This window comes from Streptomyces sp. NPDC050263 (assembly GCF_040655955.1).
Lineage (GTDB): Bacteria > Actinomycetota > Actinomycetes > Streptomycetales > Streptomycetaceae > Streptomyces.
Map to the genome: position 1 here is coordinate 47,954 of NZ_JBFAKW010000023.1, position 15,299 is coordinate 63,252.

General features: G+C 72.0%; 15 protein-coding genes and 1 pseudogene. 5 read left to right on the top strand and 11 right to left on the bottom strand.

From position 1 onward, the window contains the following. Positions 1-99 precede the first annotated feature (99 nt). Together AB0J04_RS13810 and glnA are read right to left on the bottom strand one after the other, a co-directional pair. Positions 100-357 (bottom strand): hypothetical protein, encoded by a 258-nt coding sequence (locus AB0J04_RS13810; protein WP_363168583.1) that lies wholly within the window; start codon positions 355-357, stop codon positions 100-102. A gap of 131 nt (positions 358-488) precedes the next feature. Next, positions 489-1,898, bottom strand: coding sequence for a type I glutamate--ammonia ligase (gene glnA / locus AB0J04_RS13815; protein WP_363168584.1), 1,410 nt, complete (start codon positions 1,896-1,898; stop codon positions 489-491). A gap of 221 nt (positions 1,899-2,119) precedes the next feature. Here glnA and AB0J04_RS13820 point away from each other — a divergent pair, with 221 nt between their 5' ends. Next, complete coding sequence (locus tag AB0J04_RS13820) at positions 2,120-2,587, top strand: RDD family protein (RefSeq protein WP_363168585.1); 468 nt, start codon at positions 2,120-2,122, stop codon at positions 2,585-2,587. Positions 2,588-2,684: 97 nt separating this feature from the next. Here the strand turns inward: AB0J04_RS13820 and AB0J04_RS13825 are convergent, their stop codons facing one another. The 4 genes from AB0J04_RS13825 to lipB form a co-directional block, all read right to left on the bottom strand. Next, complete coding sequence (locus AB0J04_RS13825; protein WP_363168586.1) at positions 2,685-3,389, bottom strand: DUF4191 domain-containing protein; 705 nt, start codon at positions 3,387-3,389, stop codon at positions 2,685-2,687. Positions 3,390-3,485: 96 nt separating this feature from the next. Continuing rightward, positions 3,486-3,686 carry a hypothetical protein gene (locus AB0J04_RS13830; protein WP_363168587.1) on the bottom strand — a complete coding sequence of 67 codons (201 nt, stop codon included), beginning with the start codon at positions 3,684-3,686 and terminating at the stop codon, positions 3,486-3,488. Positions 3,687-3,957: 271 nt separating this feature from the next. Then, on the bottom strand, positions 3,958-4,923 hold the full coding sequence (gene lipA / locus AB0J04_RS13835) for a lipoyl synthase (RefSeq protein ID WP_363168588.1): 966 nt from the start codon (positions 4,921-4,923) through the stop codon (positions 3,958-3,960). Positions 4,924-5,020: 97 nt separating this feature from the next. After that, positions 5,021-5,818: a lipoyl(octanoyl) transferase LipB gene (lipB, locus tag AB0J04_RS13840; RefSeq protein ID WP_363168590.1), complete on the bottom strand. Its 798-nt coding sequence runs from the start codon at positions 5,816-5,818 to the stop codon at positions 5,021-5,023. Positions 5,819-6,064: 246 nt separating this feature from the next. Here lipB and AB0J04_RS13845 point away from each other — a divergent pair, with 246 nt between their 5' ends. Next, the gene (locus tag AB0J04_RS13845; RefSeq protein WP_363168592.1) at positions 6,065-7,585 is read left to right on the top strand and encodes a regulator; all 1,521 of its coding nucleotides are present in this window, start codon (positions 6,065-6,067) and stop codon (positions 7,583-7,585) included. A gap of 246 nt (positions 7,586-7,831) precedes the next feature. Here the strand turns inward: AB0J04_RS13845 and AB0J04_RS13850 are convergent, their stop codons facing one another. Next, positions 7,832-9,250: an NAD(P)/FAD-dependent oxidoreductase gene (locus AB0J04_RS13850; protein WP_363168593.1), complete on the bottom strand. Its 1,419-nt coding sequence runs from the start codon at positions 9,248-9,250 to the stop codon at positions 7,832-7,834. A 161-nt stretch (positions 9,251-9,411) separates the two neighbouring features. Next, entirely contained in the window at positions 9,412-10,305 is an 894-nt protein-coding gene (locus AB0J04_RS13855) for a TIGR01777 family oxidoreductase (protein WP_363168594.1), read from the bottom strand. Between the two features lie 71 nt (positions 10,306-10,376). On the opposite strand from AB0J04_RS13855, the gene AB0J04_RS13860 reads away from it, so the two are divergent. After that, positions 10,377-10,892, top strand: a complete 516-nt coding sequence (locus AB0J04_RS13860; RefSeq protein ID WP_363168595.1) for an N-acetyltransferase — start codon at positions 10,377-10,379, stop codon at positions 10,890-10,892. A gap of 44 nt (positions 10,893-10,936) precedes the next feature. On the opposite strand, the pseudogene AB0J04_RS13865 reads toward AB0J04_RS13860, so the two are convergent. Beyond that, positions 10,937-12,103: pseudogene (locus tag AB0J04_RS13865) on the bottom strand (MarP family serine protease); the annotation flags it as partial. Between the two features lie 199 nt (positions 12,104-12,302). On the opposite strand from AB0J04_RS13865, the gene AB0J04_RS13870 reads away from it, so the two are divergent. Further along, the gene (locus tag AB0J04_RS13870; RefSeq protein WP_363168596.1) at positions 12,303-13,151 is read left to right on the top strand and encodes a peptidoglycan recognition protein; all 849 of its coding nucleotides are present in this window, start codon (positions 12,303-12,305) and stop codon (positions 13,149-13,151) included. A 115-nt stretch (positions 13,152-13,266) separates the two neighbouring features. Then, positions 13,267-13,521, top strand: a complete 255-nt coding sequence (locus AB0J04_RS13875) for a hypothetical protein (protein WP_363168597.1) — start codon at positions 13,267-13,269, stop codon at positions 13,519-13,521. Positions 13,522-13,534: 13 nt separating this feature from the next. On the opposite strand, the gene AB0J04_RS13880 is transcribed toward AB0J04_RS13875, so the two are convergent. Together AB0J04_RS13880 and AB0J04_RS13885 are read right to left on the bottom strand one after the other, a co-directional pair. Then, on the bottom strand, positions 13,535-14,056 hold the full coding sequence (locus tag AB0J04_RS13880) for a DUF4240 domain-containing protein (protein ID WP_358807217.1): 522 nt from the start codon (positions 14,054-14,056) through the stop codon (positions 13,535-13,537). Positions 14,057-14,155: 99 nt separating this feature from the next. Further along, positions 14,156-15,193, bottom strand: a complete 1,038-nt coding sequence (locus AB0J04_RS13885; protein ID WP_363168598.1) for a YafY family protein — start codon at positions 15,191-15,193, stop codon at positions 14,156-14,158. Positions 15,194-15,299 lie beyond the last annotated feature (106 nt).

Genomic DNA, 15,299 nt, shown 5'->3' on the forward strand with positions numbered 1-15,299 from the left:
CCTGCCCGGCCCGCCGCAGCGCGGTGACCGCCGCCGGCCAGGGCGGCGTCCGCGCACAGGCTCTGGACGACGTCGTCGTGGGCGTGCTCCGCGGCCTCCCTAGTACGGCGCCCGGAACCGCAGGTACCCCAGCAGCAGGATCAGCGCGGCCACGCCCGCCAGGACGAGCGCCGTCGACATCCACGACGAACGGTGCCGTGCCACGGGGCGCGGGTCGCCGCGGAACGGGACCGGCTCGGGCGGATTCTCCTTCCAGCGGGCGGCCAGCATCCGGGCCCGCGCCGAGGGCTCCTTGTGCACTGCGGCGTCCGCCCACTTGATGTCGAACTCCCGCTCGGCGTCGTCCTGTTCGGGCATCCCCGTTCCCCCGTCATGTCTCTCGAACAGCAGTGCCAGAAACCATACGACGGCGCCCCCGCTCCGAAAAACGGAAGCGGGGGCGCCGGACGGCCCAGGGGAGCGGAAACCCGCTCTGACCTGGGGTGATATCACACGTCGAAGTACAGCTCGAACTCGTGCGGGTGCGGGCGCAGCTGCAGCGGGGCGATCTCGTTCGCGCGCTTGTAGTCGATCCACGTCTCGATCAGGTCGGACGTGAAGACGTCGCCGGCGAGCAGGAACTCGTGGTCCGACTCGAGGCGGTCCAGGACGGCCGGGAGCGAGGTCGGGACCTGCGCGACGCCCGCGTGCTCCTCGGGGGCCAGCTCGTAGAGGTCCTTGTCGATCGGCTCGGCCGGCTCGATCTTGTTCTTGATGCCGTCCAGGCCTGCGAGCAGCAGGGCGGAGAACGCCAGGTACGGGTTGCCGGAGGAGTCGGGCGCGCGGAACTCGACGCGCTTGGCCTTCGGGTTGGAGCCCGTGATCGGGATACGCATGGCCGCGGAGCGGTTGCGCTGCGAGTAGACCAGGTTGACCGGCGCCTCGAAGCCCGGGACCAGGCGGTGGTAGGAGTTCACCGTCGGGTTGGTGAAGGCCAGCAGCGACGGGGCGTGCTTGAGGATGCCGCCGATGTAGTAGCGGGCCATGTCCGACAGGCCCGCGTAACCGGCCTCGTCGTAGAACAGCGGGGAGCCGCCCGACCACAGCGACTGGTGGACGTGCATGCCCGAGCCGTTGTCGCCGAAGATCGGCTTCGGCATGAAGGTCGCGGTCTTGCCGTTGCGCCAGGCCACGTTCTTCACGATGTACTTGAAGAGCTGGAGGTCGTCGGCCGCGGCGAGCAGCGTGTTGAACTTGTAGTTGATCTCGGCCTGGCCGGCGGTGCCCACCTCGTGGTGCTGGCGCTCGACCTGGAGGCCGGACGCGGCCAGCTCCAGGGAGATCTCGGCACGCAGGTCGGCGAAGTGGTCGACCGGCGGGGTCGGGAAGTAGCCGCCCTTGTAGCGGACCTTGTAACCGCGGTTGTTCTCGACCGCACCGGTGTTCCAGGCGCCGGCCTCGGAGTCGATGTGGTAGAAGGACTCGTTCGCGGAGGTCTGGAACCGCACGCTGTCGAACACGTAGAACTCGGCCTCGGGGCCGAAGTACGCGGTGTCGGCGATACCGGTCGACGCCAGGTACGCCTCGGCCTTCTTCGCCACGTTGCGCGGGTCACGGGAGTACTGCTCGCCCGTGATCGGGTCGTGGATGAAGAAGTTGATGTTGAGCGTCTTGTCCCGGCGGAACGGGTCGAGACGGGCCGTCGACAGGTCGGCGCGCAGGGCCATGTCGGACTCGTGGATGGCCTGGAAACCGCGGATCGACGAACCGTCGAACGCGAGCTCCTCGTCCGGGTCGAACGCCTCGACGGGCAGCGTGAAGTGCTGCATGACGCCCGGCAGGTCGCAGAATCGGACGTCGACGAACTTGACGTCCTTGTCCGCGATGAACTTCTTGGCCTCGTCGGCGTTCTGGAACATCCAGCTCCTCCTACTCCCGACCGTCGAGCCGGGGTGGTAGTTCGTTCGTGCGGCCAGTGCGGTGGCACACGCTGTCGTCGACCCTAGGGACGGGTGATTTCTCGGGCGTGACCCATTTGTTTCGCACAAGTTAACCGGCCCATCGTCCACCGTAGCCCGGACACACCAGGTCGCCACCCCCGCCCGTCACCGGTCATATGGGTGCGCAGTACCGTGGACGGGTGGACAACAGGCAAGCACTCGGATCGTGGCTCTCCGGACCCCGGTCGGCCATGGAAGAAGCCGGTGCCGAGTTCGGCTACCGGGGCGAGCAGCTCGGTCTGCCGGAGGAGGGGCCGGGCTCGATCGCCCGTCCCGGCCGCCGGCTCGGCGCCCTGGCCGTGGACTGGGGCCTCTGCGTTCTGATCGCATACAGCTTGATCACGGACGGCTACCGGCCCGCCACCAGTAACTGGGCCCTGCTCATCTTCCTCGTGCTGGGCGTCCTGACGGTCGGCACGGTCGGCTCCACCCCGGGCAAGCGCCTCTTCGGCCTGCGCGTGGTCTCCGCCGAGACCGGCACCGTCAACCCGTTGCGCTCCGCGCTGCGCACGGTCCTGCTCTGCCTGGCCGTCCCGGCCCTGATCTGGGACCGCGACGGCCGAGGCCTGCACGACCGGCTGGCCCGCACGGTGGAAGTCCGGATCTGACCACGAAGAGGACGACGGGGGACCACGGAAGACGACGGAAGACGACGACGGGGCGCCCGGAGTGATCCGGGCGCCCCGTCGTCGTCAGAGATGAAGATCAGCGGGACTTCGGGCTGCCGCCCTTCGGCAGGCGCATGCCCTTCGGCATCGGCCCCTTCGGCAGCGGCATGTTGCTCATCAGGTCGCCCATGGCGCGCAGCCGGTCGTTGGTCGCGGTCACCTGAGGGCCCGCCAGCACGCGCGGGAACTTCAGCATGGTGGTGCGCAGCTTCTTCAGCGCGACCTGGCCCTCGCCCGTGCCGACGATCACGTCATGCACCGGGACGTCCGCGACGATGCGGTTCATCTTCTTCTTCTCGGCGGCCAGCAGGGACTTCACCCGGTTCGGGTTGCCCTCGGCCACCAGGACGATGCCGGCCTTGCCGACGGCCCGGTGTACCACGTCCTGGCTGCGGTTCATCGCCACGGCGGGGGTCGTCGTCCACCCGCGGCCGATGTTGTCGAGGACGGCCGCGGCGGCGCCGGGCTGTCCCTCCATCTGACCGAAGGCGGCCCGCTCGGCCCGGCGTCCGAACACGATCGCCGTCGCGAGGAAGGCGAGCAGGAAGCCCAGGATGCCCAGGTAGACCGGGTGGTCGATCAGGAAACCGATCGCGAGAAAGACGCCGAACGTGAGGAGGAAGACACCCGCGAGCACGAGGCCGATCGTCTTGTCGGCCTTGCGGGTCATCTTGTACGTCAGGGCGATCTGCTTCAGTCGCCCGGGGTTAGCGGCGTCCGCCGCGCTGTCACTTCTCGCCATGCCACGAAGTCTACGTGGCCTCGGAAGCGCCTTCGACGGCAGGAGGGGAGGTGCGGGGACGCGTGCGGGGTGCGCAGGGGCGGGTGGGTCGGGAAGTCAGGAACGGGCGGAGGTGACCGCTTCGAGGACGCGCTGCGCCTCGACCCGGTCCTTGGCGCGACGACGGTCCTCCAGCACGGAGGTCCAGGCGTTGCGACGGGCGGTGCGCTGGCCGCTGCTCATGAGCAGCGACTCGACGGCGCGCAGTGCGTCGGTGAAGGTCGGGATCGCGGTGGCGCGAACGGGCGCGGCCTGCATGGTGAACGTCCCCCTCGTAGGGCTTCGGCATGGGTCTACGTGGTGTGATACGAGCGTCACTGATTGGTGTTACCAGTGCGTGACCGACCGGTCAAACGCGAATGAAGCCTTGATGCGGGGGGCCGAAACGCTGACGCGGCCCTGACGTACGCCCTCATCTGCGAGGACGGTCAGGGCCGCGTCATTTCGGTCACTACTGACGAGTAAGTACTAGTGCGTGAATTCACACACTCGGCTTGCGGCCGTACGGCGCAAGGCGGGTGACGTCGCGTCAGACAGCCTGGGTGGCGATGAACGCACCGCGCTTCTCGACGGCCATCTGGTACAGGCGCCCGGCACGGTAGGAGGACCGTACCAGCGGACCCGACATCACGCCGGAGAAGCCGATCTGCTCGGCCTCCTCCTTGAGCTCGACGAACTCGTGCGGCTTCACCCAGCGCTCCACCGGGTGGTGGCGCACGGAGGGCCGCAGGTACTGCGTGATGGTGACCAGCTCACAGCCCGCCTCGTGCAGCTGCCGCAGCGCCTCGCTGACCTCCTCGCGCGTCTCGCCCATGCCGAGGATCAGGTTCGACTTGGTGACCAGCCCGTAGTCGCGGGCGGCCGTGATGACGTTCAGCGAACGCTCGTAACGGAAGCCGGGCCGGATTCGCTTGAAGATCCGCGGGACGGTCTCGACGTTGTGCGCGAAGACCTCGGGCCGTGCGGAGAAGACCTCCGCGAGCTGCTCCGGCACGGCGTTGAAGTCGGGAGCGAGCAGCTCCACCTTCGTGCGCCCCGCCGCCCGCTCGGCGGTCTGGAGGTGGATCTGCCGGACGGTCTCGGCGTAGAGCCACGCCCCGCCGTCCGCCAGGTCGTCCCGGGCCACGCCGGTGATGGTGGCGTAGTTCAGGTCCATCGTGACGACGGACTCGCCGACGCGCCGCGGCTCGTCGCGGTCCAGCGCCTCGGGCTTGCCGGTGTCGATCTGGCAGAAGTCGCAGCGCCGGGTGCACTGGTCGCCGCCGATGAGGAACGTCGCCTCACGGTCCTCCCAGCACTCGTAGATGTTGGGGCAGCCGGCTTCCTGGCAGACGGTGTGCAGCCCCTCGCTCTTCACGAGGTTCTGCATCTTCGTGTACTCGGGACCCATTTTCGCCCGGGTCTTGATCCACTCGGGCTTGCGCTCGATGGGGGTCTGGGCGTTGCGGACCTCCAGGCGCAGCATCTTGCGTCCGTCGGGTGCGACTGCGGACACGACCGGCTCCCTAACGATTGATTCTTCGGCGTGCCCCAGGGTACGCCCGTTGATTTGTCGCCCGACGTCTGCGCCCGCCTGCGCCCGGGCGGGCTGCCTAGACCGGTGTCTTCTCGATCTCGCGCGGCTTGGGCTCGGCGTTCTCGAGGACGTCGCTCAGGTGCCGTTCCACCACGGGCAGCACCTCGGCGATCGTCACGTCCCGGCCGAGCTCGCCCGCGAGCGAGGCGACGCCCGCGTCCCGGATGCCGCACGGGATGATCCGGTCGAACCACTTGTTGTCCGGGTTCACGTTGAGTGCGAAGCCGTGCATCGTGACGCCCTTGGCGACCCGGATGCCGATCTGCGCGAGCTTGCGGTCCTCGCGGCGCTGGCCGGCGTTGGAGGGGGCGTACTCGGGGCCGTTCAGGCGTGGGTCGAACTGGTCGTCCGTGAGGCGGGGGTCGAAGTCCAGCGACAGGCCGCCGAACGACGGGCGCCGCTCCACCGGATCGCCGAGCACCCACACCCCGCTGCGCCCCTCGACCCGAGAGGTCTCCAGGCCGAATTCCGCGCACGTGCGGATCAGGGCGTCCTCCAGCCGTCGCACATGGGCGACGACGTCCACCGGGCGCGGCAGCTTGAGGATCGGGTAGCCCACCAGCTGGCCGGGCCCGTGCCAGGTGATCTTGCCGCCGCGGTCCACGTCCACGACCGGGGTGCCGTCCAGGGGGCGCTCGTCGTCGGCCGTGCGCCGGCCCGCCGTGTAGACCGGGGGGTGTTCGAGGAGCAGCACGGTGTCCGGGGCCTCGTCGGCGAACCGGGCCGCGTGCACACGGCGTTGCTCGTCCCACGCCTCCTGGTACTCGACGGCGTCCTCGCCGAACCCCATCCGGACGAACCGCAACTCGCTCACGGCAAGCGCCTCCCTGGAAAGTCGTCAGGCGCGTAACGCGCCCAAGCCACTGTACGTCCGCGCGTTCCGCGTCAGCCGCACGGCCAATCCTCACACGATCGGATGAATGAACGTGGAGATGTGCGACCGACTGGCTACGCTCCGCTACATTCGCGCCGTTCACGAGGCCAAAAGGGCTGCTCACACCCACCACGGCACTTCAACCGGGCACGTCGGACGCCCGGAAGGCAGGAGACCGCACCGCAGATGACGGAACGACCCGCGCAGCGCAATCCCAACCGCCAGCTCGCCGCGCTCATCGCAGAAGCGGGCTTCTCCAACGCGGGACTGGCCCGTCGCGTCGATCAGCTCGGCCTCGAGCACGGGCTGGATCTCAGATACGACAAGACGTCCGTCACCCGGTGGCTGCGCGGGCAGCAGCCCCGGGGCACCACCCCCGCCCTGATCGCCGAGGTCTTCACCCGGCGCCTGGGCCGTCGCCTCACCGCCCAGGACCTCGGCCTGGACGCCTGCGCCCCCGTCTACGCGGGCCTGGAGTTCGCCGGCACCCCCGAGGAGGCCATCGACATCGTCGGCGGGCTCTGGCGCAAGGACTCCGGCAGCCATGCCGAGCTCCGCAAGATCGCCTTCACCCCGGCCGGGCTCGTCGTGCCGAGCCGCGACTGGCTGATCGGGCGGGCCGACGAGAAGGTCGCCCGCAGCGAACCGCCCGCCCGGGTACCCGTCCAGACCCGCCCGGCGGCCAGGCCCGCCGTGCCCCAGCAGCCCTCGTCGATCCAGCCCACGGCGACACCCGTCCAGGCGACGCCGGGGCTCGCGGCCGTACCCCGGCAGCGCGGTCAGGGCAGCGAGCGCGGCCCCGGCCAGCGGGTCACCGGCGGCGACATCTCCGCGCTCCGCTCGGTCGGCGAGCTCTTCCGCACCCTCGACGACCGGTACGGCGGCGGCCATGCCCGCCAGGCCCTCGTGCGCTACCTGGAACACGAGTGCGAGCCGATGCTGCGCGGCGCCTACGGCGAACAGACCGGCCGCCGCCTCTTCGGCGCCGCCGCCGACCTGACCCGGCTGGCCGGCTGGACGTCCTTCGACATCGCCGCGCACGGCCTGGCCCAGCGCTACTTCGTCCAGGCACTGCGCCTGTCCCAGGCGGCCGCGGACCGGGCGTACGGCTCCTTCGTGCTGGTCACGATGAGCCGCCAGGCCGTGTATCTCGGCCACGGGCGCGAGGCGGTGCAGCTCGCGCGGGTGGCCCAGCAGGGGGTCGGCACGGGCGCCCCGCCCGTCGTGCAGGCGCTGCTGCACTCGGCGGAGGCGCGCGGGCACGGGGTGCTCGGCGAGGTGCGGGCCTCCACCGCCGCGCTCGTCCGGGCCGAACGCGCGCTGGAGGCCGCCAAGGCGGGTGACGAGGTGCCGCACTGGGCCCGCTTCTTCGACGAGGCGCAGCTCGCCGACGAGTTCGGGCACTGCCACCGCGACCTCCAGCAGTTCCGGGCGGCCGCGCAGCACGCGGAACGCTCGCTGCAACTGCGTCCCGCCGCGCATGCCCGCAGCCGCCTGTTCTGCCGCGTCGTCCTCGCCTCGGCCCGCCTCGGCCTCGGCGAGCTCGACCAGGCCTGCCAGCTCGCCGCCGAGGCGGCGGGCCAGGCGGCGGAGATGCGGTCGGTCCGCGCCCTGGAGTACGTCAGGGACTTCGAACGCAGGCTGGAGCCGTACCGCGACGCGGCCCCGGCCCGCACGTACCGCGACAAGGTCGCGGCACTGGGCTGACACCCCCGTCCCTGGGGGCTGACACCCTCCGTCCCTGGGGGCTGACACCCTCCGTCCCTGAGGGCTGACACCCCCCCGTCCCTGGGGGCTGCCGCCCCCGGACCCCCGCTTCGGCCCTGAACGGTCCTCGTCCTCAATCGCCGGACGGGCTGAAGTGCCTTGACGTTGCCTTTTGACTCACCGAGTCGGGTGGAGGGTGGGCATGGGCAGGGGGTCTGGGGGCGGAGCCCGCAGGGACGGTGTCGTTCACGCCGCTGCCTGCTCCTGACGGGCCGTCGGCAACGGCTCGGCCGCGTTCAGCGAACCTGCCGCGCGCAGGTCGGAGACGATCGCCGACGCAGCCCGCCGAGCCGAGTGCAACGCCCCCTGCACCGTGCTCGTGTCCCGGTGGTCGCCGCACACGTACAGCCCCGCCAGCAACCGCACCGGGCGCCGCAGATCATGCGGCGCCCGCATCGCCGGCACGGCCTCCGCGGTGTGATGCACGGCCAGCGTCTCCCACCGCGCGGTCGACGTGCCGTACAGCCGGGACAGATGCATGCGCACGGCGGTGTCCACGCCCGGCGGCGGCGTGCCCAGCACCGTGGACGAGATCAGCGCCCGGCCGGCGGGCGCCCGGCTGGGATCGACCTCGCTGACCACCGCCGTGTGCGCGACCGGCCCGCCCCGGTCTGCGTCCAGGAGCAGTGAGGCGCCGGTCTGCGGCGGCTCGTCCGTCGTGTGGTGGACGACCGTCACCGGGTGGAAGTCGGGGACCCGCAGCCCGGGCAGCAGCTCCGCCGCGGTCCGCGCGTCGGTGGCCACCAGGACGGCGCGGCAGCGGAACTCGCCGTGCCCCGCCGTGGTCACCGAGGTGGTGGAGACCGAGGTGACCCGCACCCCGGTGTGCACGGTGCCCGGCGGCAGGGTCCGCGCGAGCAGCTCGGGCAGCACCTCCGCCCCGCCCTCGGGCAGCGACAGCCGGCCCGACGCGAAGGCGCGCAGCGCGAGGTCCGCGCACCGGCTGGACGTGGTGAGGTCCGGGTCGCACAGCAGCGCGGCGAGCAGCGGACGCAGGAACCCGTCGACCGTGCGGGCCGGCAGACCGCGGGCCGCGAGGGCCTGGGCTGCCGGCAACTCCGGGCGGCGCAGCAGCCGTTCGGCCGGGGTGGTCGCGAGCCGGGTGAGCGCGGCGCCCAGCCGGGCCTGGTCCACGGCGGTGCCCAGCGGCGCGCCCGCCCGGACCCTGGGCGGGGCCGTCGGGCGGCCTTGCGCGGGCAGGGAGCCGCCCGCGCGCGGCCGGGGCAGCGCACCCGGCCGGGGAGTGCTCGCCAGAGCGCGTACGGCGTGCAGTGCGCCCCTTGCGCTCCCCGCGCCCGCCTGCGCGCCCGCGCGGTGATGTCGTCCGTCGCTGTGCAGCAGGACCCCCGGCGTGAACGGACGCATGACGAACGCGTCCAGCCCCGGTGTCAGGGCCAGTTCGGGATACGCCGTGGACAGCAGCTGCCCGATGCGGTCGAGCCGGAACCCGTCGATCTTCTCCGTCGCCATGCGGCCGCCCACGTAAGGGGCGGCCTCCAGGACTGCGGTCGTTACTCCTGCGCTGGTCAGCCGGTGCGCGGCGGAGAGTCCGGCGACTCCGGCTCCCACCACGACGACGTCTGCCTGGTACGCGGGCTCAAGCACGTGCCCCTCCTCGAGGTTGCGCGGCCGGTGGAGACGTCATGCCCCCAACAGCCGTCCCGGATACCCGAGTTCGGATCGAGGGTAGGGCCGTGATCGGTCAGGAACAGTCGCGCATGGGCAGGGCACGGTCGCACGGCGGTCGCATGCGGTCACGCGGAGGATCAGGCTGCCCGGATCGCATCCTCGATCCCGGGGAACGCGAAGGTGAACCCGGACTCCAGCAGCCGCTTCGGCACCACCCGCGCGCTGCCCAGCACGTCCCCGGCCATCTCGCCGAGCACCGTCCGCAGCACCGGCGCCGGCACCGCGAACAGCGTCGGCCGGTGCAGCACCCGTCCCATGGCCGCGGTGATCTCACGGTTCGTCAGCGGCTCGGGCGCGGTCAGGTTGAACGGCCCCGACAGGTCGTCGCGGTCGAGGAGATGCCGGATCGCCGCCACCTCGTCGTGCAGCGAGACGTACGACCAGTACTGCCGGCCATCGCCCATCCGCCCCCCGAGCCCGGCCTTGAACAGCGGGAACAGCTTGCCCCAGGCCCCGCCGCCGCGCGCCACGACCAGCCCGGTCCGGGTGAAGACCGTCCGGACGCCCGCGTCCTGGGCCGGCGCCGCGGCCGCCTCCCACTCCACGCACAGCTCCGGCAGGAAACCGCTCCCGGCGGGCGAGCTCTCGTCCACGACCCGCTCGCCCGTCTCGCCGTACCGGCCGATCGCGCTGCCGTTCACGAACACCCGCGGCCGTTCGTCGAGCGAGGCGACGGCCTTCGCCAGCGCCGTGGTGCCGTGCACCCGGCTGTCGTGGATCCGCCGCTTGTACGCGTCGCTCCAGCGCCGGTCGCCGACTCCCGCCCCGGCCAGATTCACCACGGCGCCGCACCCGGCCAGCCCCGCCGTGTCCACCTGCCCCTTCTCGGGGTCCCAGCGCACCTCGTCCGCGCTTCGGGGCGCGTGCCGCACCAGACGGACCACCTCGTGTCCGTCGGCCGTCAGAGACCGCACCAGGGCGCTGCCGATCAGGCCGGACGCGCCGGCCACCGCGATTCGTGTACGTTCCATGCGGTCATCCTGCCCGTCGCGCGGACAAAACCCCGGTGAGACGGTCGCGTCCGCGCCATAGGGTGACGGCCATGCCCGAGTCATCCACGCTTCGCATACGCCCCGCGCTGCCCGCCGACGCCGAGGCGCTCGCCCTGGTCGACCGCCTGACCTGGTCGTACCTGCACGCGGTCACGCCGCGGCCGCAGCCGCCCTACACGCCCTTCTTCGACGAACGCCACACCCCCGAGGACCACTTGGTCGCCGAGACCGCGACCGAGGCAGGGAGCGACGCCCACGTCGTGGGTTACATCCGCCTCGGCTTCCCCACCCCGCTCGCCTGCAACACGCACGTCCGGCAGATCCAGGGTCTCGCCGTGGCCGAGGAGGCGCGCGGCCGGGGCGTGGGCCGCGCGCTCGTCCGCGCGGCCGCCGAGGAGGCCCGCCGCCGCGGCGCCCGCCGCCTCACCCTGCGCGTCCTCGGCCACAACGCCCCCGCCCGGGCGCTCTACGAGGCCGAGGGGTTCACCGTGGAGGGGATCCTCCCGGAGGAGTTCCTGCTCGGCGGCGAGTACGTGGACGACGTCTTCATGGGCCGCTCGCTGTAACTCTCCGGAGATGCTCCGCAGGGCTCACGAACCGGCTCACGAGCTCCCGTGTCCACGGCCTGCGTCGCCTTCGCCGCCCGCTCGGCGTCGCCGGCCACCTCTGCGGCCGTCAGCACGTACCCCGTCTCGTCGTCGGAGGTGGAGCGGGCGAAGACCACGCCGTAGACCCGGCCGTCGGTGGTGAGCAGAGGGCCGCCGGAGTTGCCGGGGCGCACGGTGGAGCGGATCGAGTAGATCTCGCGGGTGACGATCTCGTCGTTGTAGATGTTGCGGCCGGTCGCCTTCACCCGGTTCGCGACCGTGGCCGCCTGGAGGTTCAGGTCGCCGTCCTGCGGATAGCCGGCGACGACCGCGGAGTCCCCGCGCGAGGCGTCGTCGTCGAAGCTCAGGACCGGGGCCTTCAGCTCCGGCACGTACAGCACGGCCACGTCCTTGGCCGGGTCGAAGAGCACCACGCGCGCGTCGTACGACTCGCCCACCCCGCCGATCCGCACGGTCGGGTCGTCGATGCCCGCCACCACGTGCGCGTTGGTCATCACATGCTCGCTCGCGTACACGAAGCCGCTGCCCTCACGGCCCTGGTCGCCCGCGACGCCCTCGATCTTCACCGTGCTCAGCTTGGCCGCGCTGGTCGCGCTCGCCGTGACGCTGTCGCCGGTGGGCTTGGCGACCTCCGCCGTCGACTCGTTCTCGAAGGGGTTGAAGACCTGCGGGAAGCCCGCCTGGGTCAGCGCCGACGTGGCCCGTGAGAACCAGGTGGGCGTGGTGTCCGGCATCGCGTCCTGCACGGCCCCCAGCAGCCGGGAGTCCCGTATCGACGAGGTGACCACCGGCGACGAGGACGCGCCCAGCACGCTCGCCGCCACCCATGCCACGATCAGCACCGCCACCGCGTTCGCCGCCGCCCCGCCGATGCCGTCCGCCACCCTGAGCGGCCCGCGGTCCAGCTCCCGGCGCAGCCGCAGCGCCAGCCGCCCCGCCAGCTCGTGCCCGACCACCGCCGGCACCAGGACCGTGAGGATGGCGGTCACGGTGGCCGCCGTGGTCCCCGGCGTCACCAGATCCATCAGCCAGGGCAGGACCCACACGCCGATCACCGCGCCGCCCACGAACCCGGCCAGCGAGACACAGCCGGCCACCAGCCCACGCCGGTAGCCGGAACCGGCGTAGGCCAGGATCACCAGCGCCAGCAGGATGTCGAGCAGGTCCACACGGCCCCCTTTCTCTCAGATCCCCTAGTACGTGCGGGAAGGGCCCAGTGATCAGCTACCCATCGATCACGCGCGCGAGTGCGGCCAGAACCGGCCACGCACGCGCGTACCTCGAAAAACGTCATGGACCGGGAGGATGGTTCCACCAGGTGGCACAGCGCACATCGCGGGCGCGGCGGAACCGGCCGACAGTAGGTGCATGGGTGCACTCCGAGCGGCCTCCCGCGGTCCGCGGGGAACGCGAGGCCGGCTCCCGGCGAGGACACCGGGCCCGCTTCTCGTGCTCCTGGGCTGTCTGCCGGGGCTCGCCGCCGTCGCCGCCCTGGGGCTGTGCGCGAACGGTGTCGAAGACGCCGTCACGGCCGCGCCGACCCCGCGCGCGATCGCCCGTCCCGCCGTCGCGCACCAGGCGTCCCGGCCGCCCGTCGTGCCCCGCGCCGCCTGGCTGGACGCCCGCACCGGGCGCGCGCAACCGCCCCCGCGCTACGACGACAAGGTCGTCGCCGTCTTCGTCCACCACACCGACTCGCCCAACGACTACGCCTGCGCCGACGCGCCCCGCATCATCCGCCACCTGTACGCGGGCCAGACCGAGGCCCGGGACTGGGACGACATCGGCTACAACTTCCTCGTCGACCGCTGCGGCACCATCTACGAGGGTCGCGCGGGCGGTGTCGACCGCCCCGTCACCGGGGCCCACACCCAGGGCTTCAACCACCGCACCACCGGCATCGCCGCACTCGGCACGTTCACCCACGGCGTCCCCGTGCCGCAGCCGGTGGTCGACGCCATCGCCGCGCTGACCGCCTGGAAACTCGGCCTGTCCGACATCGACCCGCGCACGACCGTCCGGCTCGTCTCCAGCAGCAGCCGCAGCCGGTACGCCTCCGGCGCCGCCGCCACCCTCCCCGCCCTGGCCGGCCACCGGGACGGCTTCATGACCAGCTGCCCCGGCGCCGCGCTCCGCGCGCGCCTCCCCGAGATCCGGGCGACCGCCGCCCGCCTCCAGGGCAGATCGGCCGCCCAGGCACTCACAGGAACGCCTTAGGCGGCGTTCAGGGTTCTCCCATTCCCGCGTCCTACGGTCATGCACAACACAAGCGGTCATGCACCACACAAGCGAAGCAGCAGACCACAGAAGCAGCAGACCAGAGGCGGGGATCATGAACAGCAGTCGTACGCGGTCCGCGGAGACCACCCGGACCACCGATCAGGGCGCGGGCTGGACGAAGGCCGCACGCAGCCCCTGGACCGTGCTCTGCGCCGTCGCGGCGGTCGTCCTGGGCCCGGCGGCGGCCACCGCGTCCGCCCTGGAGCAGGCCAACAACGCGCCCATGCACCACCACCACGCCGTGCGGATCGACCAGACGCAGGCCTACCTCCCGACGGACACCACCCGCCGCAAGCTCGCGCTCTGACCGGCGACCGGGGCTATTCCTTGAAGCGCTGCCACAACCGGGGATACCGCTCGGCCAGCGCCCCCTCGTTCTCGAAGTCGACGGGCGAGCCCTCGGGTTCGGACGGCGGGGGCGGAATGCCCAGATCCGGGGCGACGGTCCCGGTGAGCTGCTCGTAGGCCTCGTCGGCCGCGTAACCGAGTTCCTCGCCGTCCCCGTCGATCTCCTCGTCGAAGTCGTCCAGCAGGTCGGCGAGCGAGTCCGGGTCGGCGTGCAGAGCGCCCTCGAAGACCTCCCGGCCCTGTCCGATCAGCCAGCACCGGAAGAAGTCGAACGCGTCGTCGCTCGCCCCGTCCAGAAGCAGCCAGGCGGCGCCCCACAGGTCCCAGCGGTACGCGCGGTTGTAGCGGGACTCGAAGTGCCGGGCGAAGTCGAGCACGGACTCCGGGTCCAGCCGGAGCAGCCGCTCCACGAGCAGGTCGGCCTGCTCCTCGGGGTCACCCTCGGCCGCCTCGCGGGAGGCGTCCACCAGCTCCCAGAACTCCGTCTCGTCCATCACGCGTCCAGCATCGTGCCTCAAGGTGCGCGACGCACCCGGAGTGGCGGGTATTCCAGGGCGTTCGACGGGAATGTGGCCGGGATGTCGCCGGGAACGTCACGCCCCCCGGTGACCGTACAGCGCCGTCAGCCGCACCGCGTCCGCGGCGAACCGCTCCCTGAGCGCGGCCGGGGCGAGCACCTCGGCCTCCGGCCCCAGTGCCGTCAGCTGCGTATACGCCACGTCCTCGGACTCGACCCGCAGGGTGACGGTCGTCCAGCCGCGCTCGTCCGGCTGCCCGGCCCCCGCGAGCGCGTCCCGCGCGGCCACCGGGTCCACGGCGTGGGGCAGGGCGCGCACGCCCGCCGCCGAGAGCCGCACGATCGTCTCGGCCCGCAGGATCGACCGTGCGAACCGCTCGGCCTGCTCGGCCCAGAATCCGGGCAGATCGAAGTCCACATCTCGGCTGAAACGATCCTTTAGACGCGCGGCCGTTTCTGCCCCGTCTGTCCCGTCCGCCGCATCGGCCGGATCGATCGCCTCGAAGGCCACGAACCGGTCGATGCGATACGTGCGGAACGTCCCGGCCTCCCGCACCCGGGCGCAGAGATACCAGACGCCCGCCTTCAGCACGAGCCCGTACGGCTCCAACTCCCGCTCGACCTCGCCGTCCCCGCGCCGGTAACGCGCCCGGACGCACCGGTCGTCCCAGACCGCGTCCGCGATCACCGTCAGCAGCGGCGGCGCCTCCGGCTCGCGGAACCAGGCGGGCGCGTCCAGATGGAACCGCTGCGCCGCCGCACGCGGCGCGTCCCGCAGGGAGGGCAGCAGGGCCGCCGACAGCTTCAGCCGCGCGGCCGAGGCGATGTCCTCCAGGCCCATCTCGCGCAGCGCCCCCGGCACCCCGCTCAGGAACAGCGCCTCCGCCTCACCGCGCGCGAGGCCGGTCAGCCGCGTCCGGTACCCGCCGACGAGCCGGTACCCGCCGGTGCGCCCCCGCTCGGCGTACACCGGCACACCCGCCTCCGACAGCGCCTGCGCATCCCGCGTGACCGTACGCTCCGACACCTCCAACTCCCGAGCCAGCTCGGCACCGGTCATGGTCGGCCGGTTCTGGAGCAGCAACACCATTTTGATGAGACGGGCAGCACGCATGCGCTCATATTGCCGGGTGGCGGGGTCGCTCGGTCGGGTGCGGGCGGAGGAGGGCCGAACGCGCAGTTCCCCGCGCCCTCAGGGGCGCGGGGAACTGCGCGATCAA